Source organism: Pseudomonas sp. NBRC 111140, from assembly GCF_001320885.1.
GTDB lineage: Bacteria > Pseudomonadota > Gammaproteobacteria > Pseudomonadales > Pseudomonadaceae > Aquipseudomonas > Aquipseudomonas putida_P.
Genome location: NZ_BCBQ01000007.1, coordinates 64,139 through 83,907 on the forward strand (window position 1 = coordinate 64,139; position 19,769 = coordinate 83,907).

General features: G+C 64.4%; 17 protein-coding genes. 12 read left to right on the plus strand and 5 right to left on the minus strand.

Going from position 1 to position 19,769, the window contains the following annotated elements:
- Positions 1–72 precede the first annotated feature (72 nt).
- The 5 genes from APH42_RS04110 to APH42_RS04130 are packed head-to-tail and all read left to right on the plus strand — an operon-like array spanning position 73 to position 4,670.
- Positions 73–1,083 (plus strand): ABC transporter substrate-binding protein, encoded by a 1,011-nt coding sequence (locus tag APH42_RS04110; RefSeq protein WP_060492798.1) that lies wholly within the window; start codon positions 73–75, stop codon positions 1,081–1,083.
- A complete protein-coding gene (locus APH42_RS04115) occupies positions 1,083–2,099 on the plus strand; it encodes an iron ABC transporter permease (RefSeq protein ID WP_012271709.1) in 1,017 nt (338 codons plus the stop codon). The genes APH42_RS04110 and APH42_RS04115 overlap by 1 nt, the downstream gene beginning before the upstream one ends.
- Entirely contained in the window at positions 2,096–2,884 is a 789-nt protein-coding gene (locus tag APH42_RS04120) for an ABC transporter ATP-binding protein (RefSeq protein WP_012271708.1), read from the plus strand. The genes APH42_RS04115 and APH42_RS04120 overlap by 4 nt, the downstream gene beginning before the upstream one ends.
- Positions 2,885–2,901: 17 nt before the next feature.
- Complete coding sequence (locus APH42_RS04125; protein WP_060492799.1) at positions 2,902–3,336, plus strand: pseudoazurin; 435 nt, start codon at positions 2,902–2,904, stop codon at positions 3,334–3,336.
- Positions 3,333–4,670, plus strand: a complete 1,338-nt coding sequence (locus tag APH42_RS04130) for an OprD family porin (RefSeq protein ID WP_012271706.1) — start codon at positions 3,333–3,335, stop codon at positions 4,668–4,670. Before APH42_RS04125 ends, APH42_RS04130 begins: the two co-directional genes overlap by 4 nt.
- Before the next feature lie 46 nt (positions 4,671–4,716).
- Here the strand turns inward: APH42_RS04130 and APH42_RS04135 are convergent, their stop codons facing one another.
- Together APH42_RS04135 and APH42_RS04140 are read right to left on the minus strand one after the other, a co-directional pair.
- A complete protein-coding gene (locus APH42_RS04135) occupies positions 4,717–5,040 on the minus strand; it encodes a hypothetical protein (RefSeq protein WP_012271705.1) in 324 nt (107 codons plus the stop codon).
- 122 nt (positions 5,041–5,162) lie between these two features.
- Positions 5,163–5,660, minus strand: a complete 498-nt coding sequence (locus APH42_RS04140; RefSeq protein WP_060492809.1) for a GNAT family N-acetyltransferase — start codon at positions 5,658–5,660, stop codon at positions 5,163–5,165.
- 131 nt (positions 5,661–5,791) lie between these two features.
- On the opposite strand from APH42_RS04140, the gene APH42_RS04145 reads away from it, so the two are divergent.
- From APH42_RS04145 to APH42_RS04175, 7 genes are all read left to right on the plus strand, one after another.
- On the plus strand, positions 5,792–6,271 hold the full coding sequence (locus APH42_RS04145; RefSeq protein ID WP_012271703.1) for a hypothetical protein: 480 nt from the start codon (positions 5,792–5,794) through the stop codon (positions 6,269–6,271).
- 58 nt (positions 6,272–6,329) lie between these two features.
- Positions 6,330–7,901 carry a sensor domain-containing diguanylate cyclase gene (locus tag APH42_RS04150; RefSeq protein WP_012271702.1) on the plus strand — a complete coding sequence of 524 codons (1,572 nt, stop codon included), beginning with the start codon at positions 6,330–6,332 and terminating at the stop codon, positions 7,899–7,901.
- 104 nt (positions 7,902–8,005) lie between these two features.
- On the plus strand, positions 8,006–8,782 hold the full coding sequence (locus APH42_RS04155) for a ParA family protein (protein WP_012271701.1): 777 nt from the start codon (positions 8,006–8,008) through the stop codon (positions 8,780–8,782).
- Positions 8,783–8,896: 114 nt separating this feature from the next.
- Positions 8,897–9,307, plus strand: coding sequence for a DUF2946 family protein (locus tag APH42_RS04160; protein WP_012271700.1), 411 nt, complete (start codon positions 8,897–8,899; stop codon positions 9,305–9,307).
- A 66-nt stretch (positions 9,308–9,373) separates the two neighbouring features.
- Positions 9,374–11,524, plus strand: a complete 2,151-nt coding sequence (locus APH42_RS04165) for a TonB-dependent siderophore receptor (protein ID WP_060492800.1) — start codon at positions 9,374–9,376, stop codon at positions 11,522–11,524.
- Positions 11,525–11,677: 153 nt separating this feature from the next.
- Positions 11,678–12,436, plus strand: a complete 759-nt coding sequence (locus tag APH42_RS04170) for a hypothetical protein (RefSeq protein ID WP_060492801.1) — start codon at positions 11,678–11,680, stop codon at positions 12,434–12,436.
- 151 nt (positions 12,437–12,587) lie between these two features.
- Positions 12,588–13,925, plus strand: a complete 1,338-nt coding sequence (locus APH42_RS04175) for an MFS transporter (RefSeq protein ID WP_012271697.1) — start codon at positions 12,588–12,590, stop codon at positions 13,923–13,925.
- A 115-nt stretch (positions 13,926–14,040) separates the two neighbouring features.
- Here APH42_RS04175 and APH42_RS04180 read toward each other — a convergent pair whose 3' ends face one another.
- The 3 genes from APH42_RS04180 to APH42_RS04190 are packed head-to-tail and all read right to left on the minus strand — an operon-like array spanning position 14,041 to position 19,664.
- Entirely contained in the window at positions 14,041–17,187 is a 3,147-nt protein-coding gene (locus APH42_RS04180; RefSeq protein ID WP_060492802.1) for a CusA/CzcA family heavy metal efflux RND transporter, read from the minus strand.
- A gap of 16 nt (positions 17,188–17,203) precedes the next feature.
- The gene (locus APH42_RS04185; protein WP_060492803.1) at positions 17,204–18,418 is read right to left on the minus strand and encodes an efflux RND transporter periplasmic adaptor subunit; all 1,215 of its coding nucleotides are present in this window, start codon (positions 18,416–18,418) and stop codon (positions 17,204–17,206) included.
- Positions 18,411–19,664 carry a TolC family protein gene (locus APH42_RS04190; protein ID WP_012271694.1) on the minus strand — a complete coding sequence of 418 codons (1,254 nt, stop codon included), beginning with the start codon at positions 19,662–19,664 and terminating at the stop codon, positions 18,411–18,413. Before APH42_RS04190 ends, APH42_RS04185 begins: the two co-directional genes overlap by 8 nt.
- Positions 19,665–19,769: the final 105 nt, after the last annotated feature.

Genomic DNA, 19,769 nt, shown 5'->3' on the forward strand with positions numbered 1-19,769 from the left:
CCACCGGCAGGGGCTCGGCGATGCCTGTCCGCGCGTTCCTCACCCGAACTGTCCGATAGGAGATCGCCCAGCATGCTGCCCCGTTTCGCCACCCTGCTCGCCGGCCTAGGCCTTACCGGCCTGGCCCAGGCCGCGGCCACCCACTACCCGCTGACGCTCGACAACTGCGGCAAGCCGCAGACGTTCGCCCAGGCGCCACAGCGCGCCGTCACCATCGGCCAGGCCGGTACCGAGATGCTCTATGCACTGGGGCTGGGCGACAAGCTGGCGGGCACCTCGCTGTGGTTCAACAACGTGCTGCCCGAGTACCAGGCAGTGAACGCCAAGGTGCCGCGCCTGGCCGACAACGACCCCAGCTTCGAAGCCGTGGTCGGCAAGCGCCCGCAATTGGTGGCGGTGCAGTTCGAATGGATGGTCGGTGCCCAGGGCGTGGTCGGCACCCGCGAACAGTTCGATGAACTGAAGATCCCCACCTACCTGCTGCCGTCGGACTGCGAAGGCAAGGACAACCTGGTCGGCGCCGACGGCACCCGTCTGCAGGCGTTCCAGGTCAGCAGCATCTACAAGAGCATCAGCCAGCTGGCCGAGATCTTCGATGTGCAGGACCGCGGCTATGCTCTGAATGCCGAGCTCAAAGGCCGCCTGGACAGTGCCAAGGCGCAACTGGCCGGCAAGGACCTGTCGGCCACCTCGGCATTGTTCTGGTTCTCCAGCGCCGACCTCGACATCGACCCTTATGTGGCCGGCCGCCAGGGCGTCGCCGACTTCATGCTGCGCACCCTGGGTGTGCGCAACGTGGTCGAGTCCAGCGAAGAATGGCCGACCGTAGGCTGGGAAACCCTGGCCAAGGCCAACCCCACCTGGCTGATCATCGCCCGCATGGACCGCCGACGCTTCCCCGCCGACGACTATCAGAAAAAGCTCGAATTCCTGCGCAGCGACCCGGTAACCCGCAACATGGATGCGGTGAAGCACGATCGCATCATCATTCTTGACGCCGACGCCATGCAAGCCGGCATCCGCCTGTTCCGCGGCGTGCAGACGCTAGCCACAGCCTTCGCCAGCGGTAAAGCAGCCCAGTGATGATGCGCCTGTTACCCTGCATCGTGGTTGCCCTGGCAGCCCTGCTGGCCGCCCTGCTGGCCGGTACCGCCATCGGCGAAACCAGCCTGTCGCCCAGCGTGGTCGGCCAGGTGCTGGCCAACCACCTGTGGCAGGCCGGCTACCCGGTCGACCCGATCGACGCCGGCATCGTCTGGAACTACCGCCTGACCCGCACCCTGGTCGCAGCCGCGTGCGGCGCCGGGCTGGCAACCTGCGGCGTGATTCTCCAGGCGCTGTTGCGCAACCCCCTGGCCGAGCCGTACCTGCTCGGGCTATCTGCCGGTGCCTCGACCGGCGCGGTGCTGGTCGGCCTGCTGGGCCTGGGTAGCCTGGCATTGAGCATGTCCGCCGGGGCCTTCATCGGCGCCGGGGCCGCATTCGCCCTGGTGCTGCTGCTGGCCCGCGCGGCCGGCCCCAGCAGCAACAACGCTCAGGTGATCCTTGCCGGTATCGCTGGCTCGCAACTGTTCAATGCCCTGACCGCCTTCCTGATCACCAAGTCGGCCACCGCCGAGCAGGCGCGCGGTATCCTGTTCTGGCTGCTGGGCAACCTCAGCGGCGTGCGCTGGCCTTCGGTGTGGCTGGCTGTGCCGGTGGCGCTGTTCGGCTTGCTGGTGTGCCTGTGGCATCGCCGTGCGCTGGACGCCTTCACGTTTGGTGCCGATTCGGCAGCCTCGCTGGGCATTCCGGTGCGGCGTACCCAGTTGTTGCTGATCAGTTGTGCAGCGCTGGTCACGGCGGTGATGGTGTCCATTGTCGGTGCCATCGGTTTTGTCGGGCTGGTAATACCCCACGCCCTGCGTCTGCTGCTAGGCCCCGGGCACAGCCGCCTGCTGCCTGCCAGCGCGCTGGGTGGCGCACTGTTCCTGATTGCGGCAGACATCCTCTCACGCACGCTGATCACCGGCCAGGTGATCCCGGTAGGTGTGGTTACCGCGCTGATCGGCGCGCCAGTTTTCGCGCTGATTCTGGTCAGCCGCCGGGGGCGCCCATGACCCTCCTGGCTGCTGTACAAGTGCACCCACTGAGTTGCCAGGGGCTGGGGCTGCAACTGGCCGGCAATGCCGTGCTCAGCGGTATCGACCTTGGCGTTGTCGCTGGTGAAACCCTGGGTATCGTCGGCCCCAACGGCTCGGGCAAATCCTCGCTACTGAAGTTGCTGGCAGGGCTGCGCAAACCCACCTGCGGCAACGTACAGCTGATGGGCGAACCGCTGGCGCAGATGCCTCGCCGCCATGTAGCCCAGGCCTTGGCACTGGTCGAACAACAGGCCGACACCCTCGATGCGATCAGCGTGTTCGACGCGGTTGCCTTGGGCCGCACGCCCTGGCTCTCGGCCCTGGCGCCGTTCTCCCGGCAGGACCGCGACATCGTCGAGCAAGCGTTGGCCGACCTTGATGCCTTGCACCTGCGTACGCGCCTGTGGGGCTCGCTGTCCGGTGGCGAGCGCCAGCGTGTGCACATCGCCCGCGCCTTGGCCCAACGCCCGCAGGTACTGCTGCTGGACGAACCGACCAACCACCTGGACATCCAGCATCAGCTAAGCCTGCTGCAGCAAGTGCAGGCCCTGCCGGTAACCACCCTGGTGGCTTTGCACGACCTCAACCAGGCGCTCACCTGTGACCGTGTGGCGGTACTCGACAAGGGCCGCCTGGTCGCCCTTGGCAAACCACTCGACGTACTCACCCCCGAGCGCCTGCTGAGTACCTTCGGCGTCCACGCCCACTACCTTACCGACCCTTACGACGGCGCGCGCATTCTGCGCTTTCGCGCCCCCTGAACCCGGAAGTTCTGCCCATGCTGTTTCGCCCTGTCGCCCTGCTGCTTGCCAGCGCCCTGCTTGCCCCGGCCGTGCTGGCCGAAGTGCATGAAGTAAAAATGCTCAACCGCGGCAGCGACGGCGCCATGGTCTACGAACCGGACCACTTGCACATTGCCCCCGGCGACAGCGTGCGCTTTCTGCCCACACAAAGCGGGCACAATGCCGCCAGCGTGGCGGGCCTGCTGCCCGCCGGTGCCGAGCCGTTCAAGAGCAAACTGAACCAGGTGTTCGAGCAAACCTTCAGCGTGCCTGGTGTGTACGGTATTCAGTGCATTCCCCACCTGGCCATGGGCATGGTGATGGTGATCCAGGTAGGTGATGCGTCCGCAGCGGCGTTGCCGGCGAACTTGCCGACGCGGGCCAAAGCCCGCTTCGCCGCACAACTGCAAAAGCTCGAGGCCAGGCAATGAACCGGTTATTGCTGGCACTGCCGCTACTGGGCCTGGCCCCGCTCGCCCTGGCCGACACTGCCCAGTCGCAGAGTAATGGTTTTCTTGCGGACAGCAGCTGGAACCTGCTCAACCGCAGCGTTTTCGACCAGCGCGACTACAAGCACGGTGGGCGCAACAGCGCAGCGCGCAATGCCTACAAACCGCGCAACGAGCGTAATGGCAAGGCCGAGGAATGGGCCTATGGTTTGATGGGTACCTTCCAGTCCGGGTTCACCCAAGGCCTGATCGGTGTCGGGGTCGATGCCCATGCCTACCTGGGCGTGCAACTCGACAGTGGTGGCGGGCGGGCGGGCAAGGCGCGCTTGCTCGGGGTCGATAACGACGGGCATCCTAAAAACGAGTACAGCCGCGCAGGTGCGGCACTGAAACTGCGCGTGTCCGATACGGTGCTGTCTTACGGCGAGCAACGGGTCAAGACGCCGGTGTTCAGTTCCTCCGACAGTCGCCTGCTGCCCGAGACTGCCACGGGCTTCTTTCTCACCAGCAATGAAGTCGACAACCTCAAGCTGGTAGCCGGGCACTTCAACGAAAGCACCGACCGCAACGCTTCCAGCCACGATCAGGGCTTTGTGGTGAACTACTCCAACGGCCGCCAGGGCAACAGCTTCGACCTGGCCGGTGCCGTGTGGAACCCCGGCGCCGCCTTCAGCGGCAGCCTGTACACCTCACGTTACGAGGACAGCTGGAACCAGCACTACCTGGGCAGTACCCTCAGCCACGCCCTGGATGACCAGCGCAGCATCAGCCTGGACCTCAACCTGTATCGCACCACCGACACCGGCAAAGCGCTGTCCGGGCGCATCGACAACACCACCTGGAGCCTGCTCTCGCGCTACAACCAGGGCCCACACAGCTTCAGCCTGGGCTGGCAGCAAGTGGACGGCAACACGCCCTTCGACTACGTGACGCGCGGCGCGATTTTCATCGCCAACGCTGTGCAGATGTCGGACTTCAACGCACCGAACGAGAAGTCATGGCAGGCGCGCTACGACCTGAACATGGGCGCCTACGGCGTGCCGGGGTTGAACCTGGTGGCGTTGTATGTGCGTGGCTTCGATATCGATGGCACACACGTCGACCCCAATGGCGGGTATGCGTACTTGGGGTATGGCAAGGGTGGCAAGCATTGGGAGCGCGACCTGGAAGCGCGTTACGTGGTGCAGAGTGGCAAGGCCAAAGGCACGACGTTCTCGGTCAGGCATAACGTGCACCGGGGGAACACGGCGCAGGCGGAGCTGGATGGCGACCAGATACGGCTGGCGGTGGAATGGCCGTTGTCAGGCGGGTTCTGATGCAATGCGTCGCCTGAGTGGGGCTGCTGCGCAGCCCCTGGGTTTTTCAGGCAACTGAATTACCAGCAGGCAGCAACCCCCACTGGGCCCTCTCCTGTGCGCTCATCGCCGCCAGCACCTCGTCAAACGTGCGCTCCACCTCCGAACTGACATTGCCAAACGCCCGATAATTCGTCAGCAAATAGCGCTTCACCGCCCTGGGCCAACGCCGTTCCTTGTGTGCAGCATTGATGATGCCTTTGGCATCATGCCGCGTCGCCCCGCGCCACAGGTCCATCAACCTGCTCTCGAAATCACCGAAGGTCCACAGGTCTGTGCGGTCTTCGAACTCGTCCAGCAGTTTGAGTTTGTACAGGGCCATGTGCGCCATTGTGAATCTCCCTTGGGTGCTGTTAAAAAGCCATACACGAGGGAAGGTTAGCAAGCCAGGTAGATTTTGAAATGAACGCGTCGATCACACCCAAAGCACCGTCGTAGGGGCTTTCCTACAGGTCAGCGTAATCGCAATTGCATGTGTGTGGTTTGCCAGACCGGGTCCTTCTCCACATCAACCACCGCAAACCCTTGTCGCTCCCAGAATGCAATCGCACCCGGCAGAAACGGATGAGTATGCAGGTACAGGAGGTCGATACCCGCCAGCATCGCCCGCTCGCGCAATGCGCAGAACAGGGCCGCAGCCAAACCATGCCTGCGGTACCCCGGCAACACGAACAGGCGCACCACCTCGACGACCCGTACTGCGTGGTAATCAAACTGGGTAAAGCGATGATCATAGGGCAGGTAACCGATCACCGCGACCAGCCGCCCAGCATCACGGGCTTCCAGGAAACAGCCCGCGCCGTCCAGGTATGTTTCAGCAAAATGCGCCAGGTCACGCGGCAATGGCGCGTTGGCGAGCATCGGAAACAGCTCGCGGCGGGCGCTGTCGACAAACGCCAGCACTTCGGCAATGGCGTCTCGCGCCACGGGTTGCAGGGTCCAGTTCGGCATCGGGTTACTGCCCATGATCGGGAGGGCAAGGTTCTACCCCAGCGCGCCGCACAAGGCAAATCACAGGGCTCGTCGTGGCCAGGCGGACATCGGTATAATCAGCGGTCTTCACTGCCCAACCAGGCCATGCCATGTCGCGCTTCCAGAAGTTGCTGTTGCCCCTGTTGCTGACTGCCGCACTCACCGCCTGCGACCAGAAACCCTCCCGTGAAGAACAGATCCTTGCCCAGCTACCGCTGCAGGACGCCTACACACACAACATCGAGCGCATGGCCGCACTGCTGGGCCGCACTCACCCACAGCTGTCGCAGGCGAGCATTCAGGACGTACTGCGCAAGCACCTCACCGTCGAGGACCAGCGCCAGGACCTGTTCCGCCTGTACAGCGAAAGGAACTTCAGCGACGCCGAGTTCGCCACCATCGTCGCCGCCACCCAGGACCCGGCCAAGGCCCGTGCCCTGGAAGACACCGAAGCCGGCAAACGCCTAAGCGAAAAACTCACCACCCTGATGCGTGAAACCGCCCAAGATGCAAACGTTCAGGCCTTGGTCGAACAGCGCATGCAGCAGGTGGAGGACGAACTCGACGCACTGGACAAGGCAGGTTCTTGACCGCGGCGCGCCAGGCCACTCCCGTTCAGTAGCCCTTTTCGATCACCCGAGGTCAGGATTGCCACACGCCAAGCATGGATTGCGCCTGGATTTACGTACACTCATTCTGGTGCTCTGCGCCCTTACCGCAGTGGTCATGCTGTGCGCCAGCTACTTCGCCAGCTACCGAGTGCAGCGCCAACTGCTGATCGACAACGCGCTGGAAGCCAACCGGGTGTATGCGACAAAGCTGGCCAGCATCACCGAAACCTTCATCGGCAACGCCCTGCAGCAACTGGCGTTCAGCGCCAGCCTGCAGGGCCGTCAGCTGAGCGATGGTGCTGCGCTGCAGGTGGAAACCGAGCGTGTGCTGGGCCAGAGCATGGCCTTCAACTCCACCTTCGTGATCGACGCCAACGGCGTGCTGTTGGCAGTATCCCCAGCCCCGCTGCGCCACCTGGTCGGCACCCACGTGCAGTCGCCCGGTGCCCAGGAAGCCTTGCACGAACGCCGTCCACTGGTTTCCACGCCCTACCTGTCGGCGGCCGACAACCTGGTGGTGGCGCTCTCGCAACCCATTTTCGACAGCAACGGCCGCTACCTGGGCTATGTGGGCGGCAGCCTGTACCTGCGTGAGCGCAATATCCTCAACAGCCTGCTGGGCGAGCACTTCTACAAGGACGGTTCTTACCTGTACGTAGTCGATCGCAACCGCCGCCTGCTGTACCACCCCAACAGCGAACGGGTAGGCACCGTGGTGGAGGGCAACGCGCTGGTAGACCAGTTGGCGACACTGGACAGCGGTACTCGGCAACTGACCAACAGCCTGGGCGTGGAAATGCTCGCCGGCTTCGCCACCGTACCCAGCGCCGGCTGGGGCGTGGTCGCGCAGCAGCCCTTGGCGCAGACGGTGACGCCACTGAGCCACCTGGTGCTGAACGTCGTCGGCACTTCGGCACCCTTGGCGCTGGTTGGCAGCCTGCTGCTGTGGTGGTTGGCCATGACCATCGCCCGGCCGCTGTGGCAACTGGCCGCGGGTGCCCGCTCGATGGACCGCGCCGGCACCGCCGAACATTTGCATCAGGTGCGGGCCTGGTACTTCGAGGCAGCAGAACTCAAGCGCGCGTTGCTGTTCGGCTTGAACTTGCTGCAAGAGCGGATTGGCCGGCTCAATCGTGACGCCCAGACCGACCCGCTGACGGGCCTGGGCAACCGCCGCAGCCTGGAGTTCAGCCTGTCGCTGCTGGAAGCCGAAGGAAGAGCATTTGCGGCCATCGAGCTGGATATCGATCACTTCAAGCGGGTCAACGACAACCATGGGCATGAGGTGGGTGATCAGGTGCTGCGCCGGCTGGCGGAATTGATGCGCCGTTGTTGCCGCGAAGGTGACCTGCTTTGCCGCACCGGGGGCGAAGAATTCCTGATGCTGCTGCCAGGGGCCAGCCTGGAAGTGGCGGCGGCGGTGGCCGAACGGCTGCGGGTGACAGTGCAGGACACGCCTGTGGAGCCCGTGGGGGCAGTGACGATTTCGCTGGGGGTGGCGCGCTGGGATGGTGATGCGGGCAGCAAGCCTATGGAAGCTTTGGGCCTGGCTGACCGGGCGCTGTACCAGGCCAAGCAGCAAGGTCGCAACCGGGTGGCCATCGCCTGAGCCCCCTGATTGTGAGCTTGTAACAATCTTTGTCATAAAACTGCAGTGTTTCAGTCATAGGATTGACCCCAACCTGACATTTACACTTCATGGATGAGCGTCTCATGCGTCGTGTGGTTTTCAATCAGAAAGGTGGCGTGGGCAAATCCAGCATTGCCTGCAACCTCGCCGCAGCCAGTGCCGCCGAGGGCTATCGGACCCTGCTGGTCGACCTCGACCCGCAGGCCAATGCCACTTACTACCTGACCGGCTTGGTCAATGACGCCATACCTGCCGGCATCGCCGATTTCTTCCGCCAAACCTTGTCGCCGGTTACCGCCGCTGGCAAGAAGCACCGCGTGGCGATCACCGAAACCCGCTACAGCAACCTGCACCTGGTCACCGCCAGCCCTGACCTCAGCGATCTGCAGAGCAAGCTGGAGAGCAAGTTCAAGATCAACAAGCTGCGCAAACTGCTGGTGGAACTGGGCGAGGACTACGAGCGGATCTACATCGACACCCCGCCGGCGCTGAATTTCTACACCTTCAGCGCGCTGGTGGCGGCCGAGCGCTTGTTGATCCCGTTCGACTGCGACAGCTTTTCGCGCCAGGCCCTGCACTGCGTCATGGCCGAGGTCGAGGAGCTGCGCCAGGACCACAACCCGGCACTGCAGGTGGAAGGTGTAGTGGTGAACCAGTTCGCCGGGCGCACCGCGCTGCACCAGACCCTGGTCGAGCAGTTGCGCAACGAAGGCCTGCCGGTGCTGCCGGTGTACTTGAGCAGCTCGATCAAGATGCGGGAGTCGCACCAGGCGTCGGTGCCGTTGGTACATCTGGCGCCACGGCACAAGCTGGCGATGGAGTTTGTCGACTTACTGGATGCGCTGGAGCGGGCGGCCTGACAGGTCTTGGGGGGCGCTTTGCGCCCCTGTCGCGACAAAAGGCCGCTCCTACAAGCGATCGTGCTGCAGCAAAAGCACTACCCGACCGTTCATCCGAATGGTAGATTCGCCGCCATGAAAACCACCCGGCACACTCGCACGCTGACTGCCTGGGCGCTCTATGCCAGCGTCCTGTTCAGCCTGTTGCTGTGCGGTTTGCACCATGGGCAGATGGGCGGCCTGCGCCTGGCCGGCCTGGAAGGTGGTTTCTGCTCCGTCAACAGCGAGCATGGCGTGGCCATCGACCTGGACGGCGCCGGCGGCGACCAGCACATGGCTCAGCTCGACTGCCCGGTGTGCTCATCGTTCGGCCTGGCGGTACCGCTCAGCAGTGGTGGCTGGTCATTCACCCCGGCGCAAGCCGTGGCCACCTCGCCCATCGTGGTGCGCAGCTGGGCACAACCGCCACCGCGCTATCAACGCCCCGCCCTCAACCCCCGCGCCTCCCCTGCCGTCTTCCCCGCAGCCTCACTTCATTTCGCCTGACTTCAGCCGGGCGCGCCTGTGCGCGCTCGCCGTCAGCCATGAACCTTGCGTGGAAGACACACAAACATGCTTCGCAATACCTCCCTGCTGCTCATCATGGGCACCTGCAGCGTTGCCTGGGCCGACAGCGCCCCTGTCGAACTTGGCGCCACCACCATCGACGGCGAACGCGACGCCGCCAGCGGCGTGCAACTGGACGAGCCGATCCGCACCGGCTCGCGCCTGGGCCTCACCGCGCGAGAAACGCCCGCCTCGGTCAGCGTCTCGGACCGCCGCCTGATCGAAGAACGCGGCGCCAAGGACAGCCAGGACGTGATCAACGCCATGACCGGTGTAAACGCTTCGGCCAACCCTGGCTTTGGCGGCTTCGTCGCCTACCGCGGCTTCACCCAGAACCAGGTCACCCAGTTGTACAACGGCATCAACCTGGGCTACAGCAGCGCCACTCGCCCGGTGGATGCCTGGGTGCTCGACCGCGTCGAGCTGATTGGCGGGCCGTCTTCGTTCCTGCATGGCGCGGGGGCGGTGGGCGGCTCGATCAACTACATCACCAAGCTCGCCAGCCGCGACCAGCAGATCATTGACGGGCGTATTCGCTACGGTAGCTTCGACGACAGCGAAGTGGCCCTCGGCATCAACCAGGCGCTGGCCAGCAACCCCGCCGATGCCCGGCATTTCATGCGCCTGGACTTCAGCCGCGGGCATGGCAACGGTTATGTCGACCGCAACGAACGGCACACCGACAGCCTGGCCTTTTCGCTGCTCAGCGACCTGACGCCCAACCTCACCCACACCTTGGCGCTGGAATACCAGGAAGACCGCGAAGACAGCCCGTACTGGGGCTCGCCGATTTTGCCGGGGCGCAGCACGATGAAAATCGACAACAGCCGCCGCTTCGAAAACTACAACGTTGGCGATGGCCGCTATGAGCAGCGGGTGCGCTGGCTGCGCTCGATCCTCGACTACCAGATCAGCGACAGCACCAGCGTGCAGAACACGCTGTACCACTACAACGCCCAGCGCGATTACCGCAACCTCGAACGTTACACCTACACCCGCGATGGCAAGGTGCAGCGCAGCAGCCCCTACTTGCAGCGCCACGACCAGAACCTGTTGGGCGACCGCATCGAGCTGCGCCATGACAACCAGCTGTTCGGCCTGGCCAGCCAGTGGTCGCTGGGGCTGGAGTACTCGCGCATGCGCCAGACCCTCTACCCCACCTCCAGCAGCTGGAGTGACGTGGTCGATGCCGAGCACTTCGACCCCGGCAGCTTCGATGACATCCCTGGTGTGAATGCCGGCCTGACCAAGCAACGCCGCCACGAGGTCATCAACCGCGCGGTTTTCGCCGAAAACCGCTTGCAGCTGACTGAGCGCCTGGCCCTGCTGACCGCCCTGCGTTACGACTACCTGGATATGGACGTCACCAACTACGGCGCAGTGACGCCAACTTCGCCGGCCTACTTCGAGCGGCGCTGGGAGCCGCTGTCCGGGCGCATCGGCCTGACCTATGCGCTGACGCCTTCGGCCAGCGTGTACGTACAGTACAGCTCTTCCGCCGACTTGCCGGCCGGCTCGCTGGCAGCGGCGACCTACTCCAATGTCGGCCTTTTCGACTTGTCCAAGGGCGAGCAATGGGAAGTGGGCAGCAAGTTCGACTTCCTCGATGGGCGCGGTGCCGCGACGCTGGCGCTGTACCAGATCGTGCGCAAGGACTTTGCCGTCCGCGACTCCAACGACGCCAACCTCACGGTCCAGGCCGGGCAGCAGACCTCACGCGGTATCGAGCTGTCCGGGCGGTTGCAGGTGACACCGAAACTGCTGGCCGAGGCCAACTATGCCTATGTCGATGCACAGTACGATGAGTTCAACGAGGCGGTGAACGGCGTATCGGTGTCGCGCAAAGGCAATGCACCGACCAACGTGCCGGCCAATGTCGCCAACCTGTGGCTGACCTACAGCCTGTCGTCGGCGTGGTCGGTGGGCGCGGACGGGCGCTATGTGGGCTCGGTGTATGCCGACAATGCCAACAGCCTCAAGGCCCCGGCCTACACCCTGTTTGGCGCGTTCGCCCGCTACCGGCTGGATGAGCACACTACGCTGACCGGGCGGGTGCGCAACCTGACCGACGAGGTGTATGCCAAGCAGGCCTACAACAGCCAGTACTACATGGGGCCGCCGCGCACCTTCGAACTGGCACTGGACATGCGCTTCTGATGCACAGGGCGGTATCGGCCATCGCGCCGATACCGCAAAACCATACATTTCCTACACACAAACCACACAAAGCCCTCAAGCATTTCGAGTGATAATATTGGTTCTCATTACCGCCGGCATGAACGCCGGCTCTATCACATCAAGGAAGTTTCTGTGCTCAGACCGTTGTCTCCGGCAATCGTGGCAGCTGCACTCATCGCCTTGGCGGGTTGCCAGAACCGCCCTGCCTCCGAGGAGGACAAACAGGCGCGCAAGGCATTCGTCAGCGACATGCAACACGTACTGAAGCTGGGCATCGCCACAGCAGATACAGGCAAGCAGGTTGGCGTGGTGATGCTGAATGTCAAACTCGACCAGCACTCCGCCCCCATCAGTTGCAAAACCAGTAAAGCACCGATGAAGTACGAAAGAGCATTACCGGCCGACCTGGTCCGCTCAGACTTCAACGCATTGGCCAACATGGTCGAGGCGCAATGCTGGAAGACCATCTACCCCGTGGTGCCCAAGTCGATGCGCGACGAGGACGGCACGACGGAAATACGAGCGCCGCTGTTCGTGGATCTGCCCGCTGCCGCCCAGGCACTGGATACCCCACGGCGCCAGGCCAATGCACAACGTGAGTTCTTCTGGCAGCACCTGTTCCGCGACCAGCCGGTAAACAGCATCGGCCGGGCCTCGCTCTATTACGAGGCGAATGCGCAGGGCAAGGTCCAAGGCTGCCTGGTACAAATCTATCCCCACCCGAACCGGCCGGATGACTTTCGTCTCGATGGCAGGCTGCAAGCCGAACTCACCAGCCGCTGCATGGCGCTTGACCTGAGCAGCCTGCCGGGCTTCAAGGCCGACATGCACGGCAAAGCCGAAGGCTACAGCGAACTGGAGTACGCCCCCTGGAAGGTCGGCCGGCTGTAAACCGTTATACCGGTTGAATCAGGTATCCCGAGGTCGCCCTCGACAAAGCACCTTTTTGCACCCGGTTATCTACTGGCAAGCACAACAATGATGGCGCGGCCCGACCGCGCCACGTTCATCATGGCTGCCAATGGAACCGGAGAGCACCCGCATGTCCGCACCTCACGAGGTATCCCCCGCCACCCTGCGCAGGGTGATCGCCGCCTCGGCCATCGGCAATTTCGTCGAATGGTTCGACTTCGCCGTGTATGGCTTTCTTGCCACGCTGATCGCCAGCCAGTTCTTTGCCAGCGAAGACCCCAGCGTGGCGTTGCTCAAAACGTTCGCGGTGTTTGCCGTGGCCTTTGCCCTTCGCCCGCTGGGCGGGATCGTGTTCGGCGCGCTGGGCGACCGCCTGGGGCGCAAGCGCATCCTGTCGCTGACAATCCTCTTGATGGCCGGCTCCACCACCCTGATCGGCCTGCTGCCGACCTACGCCAGCATTGGCCTGGCAGCCCCCGTGCTGCTCACCCTGGCGCGCTGCCTGCAGGGCTTTTCTGCCGGTGGCGAGTACGCGGGGGCCTGTGCCTACTTGATGGAGCACGCACCTAACGACAGGCGTGCGTTTTACGGCAGTTTCGTGCCGGTTTCGACCTTTTCCGCCTTCGCCTGCGCCGCAGTGATCGCCTATGGGCTGGAAGCCAGCCTGTCGGCCGAGGCGATGAATGCCTGGGGCTGGCGCGTTCCATTCCTGATTGCCGCGCCGCTGGGGCTGGTCGGTCTGTACCTGCGCTGGCGCATGGAAGAAACCCCGGCATTCCGCGAAGCCGTCGCCCAAGGCAAGGAACATGAGCATTCGCCGCTCAAATACACCCTGCGTCACCATGGCCGGGTCATTCGCAACCTGGGGGCGTTCATCTCGCTGACCGCCCTGTCGTTCTACATGTTCACCACCTACTTCGCCACGTACCTGCAACTGGTGGGCAACCTGACCCGCGCACAGTCGCTACTGGTGACCACCGTGGCCCTGCTGTTCGCCGCCGTCGGCTGCCCGCTGGCCGGCGCGTTCTCGGACCGAGTGGGGCGGCGCAAGACCATCGGCTTTACTTGCCTGTGGGTGATGCTGTGCGTGTTCCCGGCATACTGGCTGGCCAGCTCTGGCTCGATGTCGGGTGCACTGCTGGGGGTGATTCTGTTGGCGGTGGGCGCGTTGTGCAGTGGCGTGGTCACAGCGGCGTTGCTGTCCGAAAGCTTCCCAACCCGCACCCGCTACACCGCTTCGGCGATTACCTACAACGTGGCCTATACGCTGTTTGGCGGCACCGCACCGCTGGTGGCGACCTGGCTGATCGGGCAGACCGGCAGCAGCCTGGCACCGGCGTTTTACCTGGTGGTGATTGCGTTGGTGGCGCTGGTGGGCGGGTTGGCGTTGCCGGAGACTTCGCGGATTTCGTTGCATGATGAGGGGGGGGTAGACGGCGTGCAGTCTGGAGTTCGTAGTACTGTCTGAGATTGTCGGGGCTGCTTTGCAGCCCATCGCGACACAAGGCCGCTCCTACAGGGAAATACGCAATCCTGTAGGAGCGGCCTTGTGTCGCGATGGGCCGCAAAGCGGCCCCTGGCCCTCAGCCCTCTTGCGCCTCTTCCCGCCGATACGCCCACTGATACAACGCAGGCAGAACCAGCAACGTCAACGCAGTAGAAGACAGGATCCCACCAATCACTACCGTCGCCAGCGGCCGCTGCACCTCAGCCCCGGTCCCCGTGGCCAAGGCCATTGGAATGAACCCCAGCGAAGCCACCAGCGCGGTCATCAGCACCGGCCGCAAGCGCGTCAAGGCGCCCTCTTCTACCGCCACCCGCAACGGGCGCCCTTCTTCGCGCAGGCCACGGATAAAGGCGATCATCACCAGCCCGTTGAGCACCGCCACCCCCGACAGGGCAATGAAACCCACACCCGCCGAGATGGACAACGGGATGTCCCGCAACCACAGCGCCAGCACCCCACCGGTCAGGGCAAACGGAATACCGGTGAACACCAGCAAGCCATCCCTGAGGTTATTGAACATCATCAGCAACAGTGCCATGACCAGCAGCAAGGCTACCGGCACCACCACCTGCAGGCGCTCGGTTGCCGATTGCAACTGTTCGAACTGCCCACCCCAGCGTGTCCAGTAACCCGGTGGAATCTGCACCTGCTGGATCAGGATCTGTTCGGCATCCTCCACGAACGAGCCCAGGTCACGCCCGCGAACGTTGGCGCTGACCACCACCACCCGCTTGCCATCCTCGCGGCTGACCTGGTTAGGCCCCAGTTGCAGGTTCAACGTGGCCACCTGAGACAGCGGGATAAAGCCGATTTGCGCAGCGCCCGCAGTGGCACTGGCCGGTACCGGAATCAGCAGGCTGGAAAGCCCGTCCACATCCGTGCGCAAGGTTTCGGGCAGGCGCACCACCATGTCGAAGCGCCGGTCGCCTTCATACAGTGTGCCTGCCGTGCGGCCACCCACGGCAATGGCGATGGCGTCCTGCACGTCGCCCACGTTCAGGCCATGGCGCGCCGCCTTGTCGCGGTCGATGTCGATGGTCAGCACCGGCAGGCCGGTGGTTTGCTCCACCTTCACCTCGGACGCACCCGCGACACCTTGCAGGCTGCTGGCGATTTGCGCGGCGGTGCGGTTGAGCACATCCATGTCATCACCGAACAACTTCACCGCCACATCGCTGCGCACCCCGGAAATCAGCTCGTTGAAACGCAACTGGATCGGCTGCGACAGCTCGTAGTTGCTGCCCGGTACGCTGGCGGCAGCACGTTGCACCTCGGCGATCAGTTCGTCACGCGGCTTGCCCGGATCTACCCACTGCTCGCGCGGGCGCAACATCACATAGGCGTCGGAGATGTTCGGTGGCATCGGGTCAGAGGCGATTTCGGCAGTACCGGTACGGGCGAACACCCGCTCCACCTCCGGCACCTGGGCGATGATCGCCTGCTCCAGGCGCTGCTGCATGTCCACCGACTGCGACAGGCTGGTACCCGGCACACGCAGGGCCTGCAAGGCAAAGTCGCCCTCGCTTAGGCTGGGGATGAACTCGCTGCCCATGCGGCTGGCCATGCCCCCGGACAACAGCACCAGGGCGGCAGCGGCGGCAAACGCCACCTGGCGCCGGCCCAGCACCCAGGCCAGCACCGGTGCATAACGCTGGCGCGCCGTGCGCATCACCAGGCCTTCTTCTTCCTTGACCTTGCCGGTGACGAACAGGGCAATGGCCGCCGGCACGAACGTGACCGAAAGAATCATGGCGCCGAGCAAGGCCATGACCACGGTAAAGGCCATGGGGTGGAACATCTTGCCCTCGACACCGGTCAGGGCAAAGATCGGCAGGTACACCACCATGATGATCAACTGCCCGTAGATCAGCGGCCGGCGCGCCTCGCGGGCGGCGGCGAACACTTCATGGAAGCGCTCGCTGCGGGTCAGCATGCGGCCATGGCGTTGCTGGGCATGGGCCAGGCGGCGGATGGCGTTTTCCACGATCACCACCGCACCGTCGACGATGATGCCGAAGTCCAGCGCGCCTAGGCTCATCAAGTTGGCGCTGACCTTGTTGCTGAACATGCCAGTGAAAGTGAACAGCATCGACAGCGGGATGACCATTGCGGTGATCAGTGCGGCGCGGATGTTGCCCAGGAACAGGAACAGCACGGCAATGACCAGGATGGCCCCTTCGATCAGGTTCTTCTTCACCGTGGCGATGGCTTTTTCCACCAGGTTGGTGCGGTCGTACACGGTCACCGCCACCACCCCCTTGGGCAGGTTGCGGTTGATCTCGACCAATTTGGCGGCGACCGCCTGGGACACCGTGCGGCTGTTCTCGCCAATCAGCATGAACACCGTGCCCAGCACCACCTCCCGGCCATTTTCGGTGGCCGCACCCGAGCGAAGCTCTTCGCCCAGGCCAACCTCGGCAACATGGCTGACACGGATTGGCGTGCCATCGACGCTGGAGATGACAATGTTGGCGATGTCTTCGGCCGACGCCACCTGGCCCGGTGCGCGAATCAGCAACTGTTCGCCATTGCGCTCGATGTAACCGGCGCCGACGTTGGCGTTGTTGCGTTCCAACGCCGCGATCAGGTCATTGAGGGTGAGCTTGTAGGCCGCCAGGCGTTTGGGCTCCGGCGCAATCAGGTATTGCTTGGCATGGCCACCAATGCTGTTGACCTCGGCCACCCCCGGCACATTGCGCAGCTGTGGCTTGATGATCCAGTCCTGGATCACCCGCAGGTCGGTTGGGGTGTAGGGTGTGCCGTCTTCCTTGAGCGCCCCCTCCTCGGCTTCCACCGTCCACAGGAAGATTTCCCCCAGCCCGGTGGAGATCGGCCCCATGCCCGCTTCTATCCCCTCGGGCAATTGCTCGCGAGCCACTTGCAGGCGCTCGTTGACCAACTGGCGGGCGAAGAACACGTCGGTGCCATCATCGAAAATCACCGTAACCTGCGACAAGCCCGAACGCGACAGCGAGCGGGTCTGCTTCAGCCCAGGCAGGCCAGCCATGGCGGTTTCGATGGCAAAGGTGATGCGCTGCTCGGTCTCCAGCGGCGAATAACCGGGGGCGGCGGTGTTGATCTGCACCTGGACGTTGGTAATGTCCGGCACAGCGTCGATCGGCAGTTTCTGGTAGCTGTGGATACCCACCGCGGCCATCAGGACCACGGCCAGCATCACCACCAGGCGCTGCTCGATGGCGAATTGAATCAGGCGTTCGAACATGCAGGTGTCCCCGTGATCAATGGCTGTGCTCGGCCGAGCCTTTGCCCAGCTCCGACTTGAGGACAAAGCTGCCGGCGGCCGCTACCTGAGTACCGGCGGCCAGGCCGCTGAGAATCTCTACCTGGCCAGCATCGCGGCGGCCAGTCGTTACCGGGCGGGCCTCGAAGCCTTCCTCGGTGCGGGCAAACACCACGGTCTGTTCTTCCCAGGTTTGCAGGGCGTTTTCCGGCACCGTCACGGCGGCCTTGAAGCGCTCGACGCTGACAGCAATGTTGACGAACAGCCCTGGGCGCCAGGCCCCGTTGGGGTTGGCCAGGGTGGCGCGCACGGTAGCGGCGCGGTTCTGCTCACCGAGCAGGCTGCCGACGTAGTTGACCTTGCCCTCGACCTGGGCGCCCAGGTCCGGCGCACTGACCGTGACATCGCGGCCAGTCACGACCTTGCCAAGGTCACGCGGGGCCACGGCGAAGGTGGCCCACACACGGCTCAAGTCAGACAGGGTGAAAGCGTTGCTGGTCTCGTCAACCACTTCGCCTGCAGTCAGGTGCTTTTCCACGACCACCGCATCGAATGGCGCACGTAGCTCATAGCGGTTACCGGCACCGGCCGGGCCCACGGCGGCGACCTTCTGCCGGGCGTTGGCCAAGGCGATCTCGGCCTCCTGCAATGCCTGGCGCGCCTGCAGGTAATCCTGCTCGGCGCTGATGCGCTCCTGCCACAGTTGCTGTTCACGCTGGAAGGTCAGCCGCGCCAGCTCCAGACGACGCTGGGCGGCCTGCTGCTCGCTGCGCAGGTCGGAGATCTGCTGGCTGGCGATCACCGCCAGCACCTGGCCGCGCTTGACCGCCTGGCCCAGCTCGGCGTGCACCGCCTCGACGACGCCCGGCACACGGGGGACGACGTGGGCGGTACGGTCCTCGTCAAAGCGGATTTCACCTGGGAAGCTGATGTCGATGCCCAACTCACGGGGGCCTGCGGCAGCCAGTTGCACGCCGGCGGCTTCGATCTGGGCGATGGACAGGTGCAGCTGGCCTTCTTCTTCAGCGTGCCCCTCCTCGGCATGGCCCTCAGTGGCCTGCTCTGCGGCGTGGCCGTGGCTGTCTTGGCCATGATCGTCGTGCCGGGCTTCGGCTTTCGACGCCTGGCCGAGGTTGCCGGTCCAGGCCAGGCCGCCAAGGCCGAGTGCGGCGACGGCGGCGGCCAGAAGGGCTAGCTTGCGTGGGTTAGTCATTGTTGCTCCTGCTATTCGGTGTGTTGCTCAGGCCATCGAGGTCGCCGTAGATCCGCTCGACTTGCGCGCGCGCATCGGTCGCCGAGGCCAGCGCCTCGAGGTACAGCCCGCGGGCCTCGATCAGCGTGCGCTGGGCGTCGAGTACATCGAGAAAGGCGAACTTGCCCATTTCAAAACCGCGAGTGGCGGTATCCACGGCCTGCTGCGCAGCGGGCAGGATGGTGCGGTCATAGGCCTGCACGTCCTGCATCGCCGTGGCCCACTGGCTCACGGCACTGCGGGTTTCACTGCGCAGGCGCAGTTCCACGGCGTTGCGCAGGTCACGCGCCTGGTCGGCACGGCGCGCAGCGGCCAGTACATTGCCCTGGTTGCGGTCGAACAACGGCAACGGCATGGACAGGCCAACCACGTTCACCCGCTCACGGTCCTCACGGCTGTACTGGCTGCCAAGGCTGACGGTGAGGTTGGGAATACGCTGGGCCTTTTCCGAACCCAGGGAAGCATCGCCGCGCTCGACCTGCGCAGCGGCCAGGCGCCATTCGACGGTCTGTTCGACCTGCTCAAGCAAAGCGTCGGCGTTGGGCGCAACGCCCGGCGAAAGGTTGGCGGCCTGCAGCTGGTCGAAACCTGCCAGCGGGCTGCCGGTCAGGCGGGCCAGCGCCTGGTAGGCCACGCTGCGCTGGGTGCGTGCGCGGCGCACTTCGGCCTGGGCCTGGGCCAGCTGCACCTGGGCACGGGTGGCCTCTACCGGCGATGACTGGCCCGCAGTGACCCGCCCTTGCACAACCCGCAGCCCGCGTTCAGTCAGTGCCTGCGACTGCTGCGCCAGCTCCAGCGCGGTCTGCGCGCGCAAGGCTGCATGAAAGGCCTGCACCACATCGGCCCGCAGGCCGTTGCGCTGGCGCTCCAGGTCGAGCTGGGCAATGGCCTGGCCAGCACCGGCCACGGCGATACGTGCCCCGCGCTTGCCGCCCAGCTCCAGCGGTTGGCTGAGGGTGACGGTGGTGGTGCTGGTGTCACGGCGGGTGTCCTCGACTTCCCAGGCCAGCTCGGGGTTGGGGAGCAACCCGGCCTGGCGCCGTTCACCTTCGGCAATGCCGATTTCGCGGCCGGCCGCAGCCAGCTCCGGGTTCTGGGCAAAGGCGGCGGCAAGCGCCTGGGGCAGGCTCAGGCTCTGGCTGGCCTGGGCGCTGGTGGCACCGGCCAGCAACAGGCAGAGCAAGGCGATCTTGCGGGGGATGGGCACGAATCAAGTCCTCTCGGCGAAGCGTTGGCAAGGGACTGTAGAAAGGGTTGGTTATCGGGGCGGTGGCGGCAACATTACAATTTTGCAATCACCAACGCAGTTCGA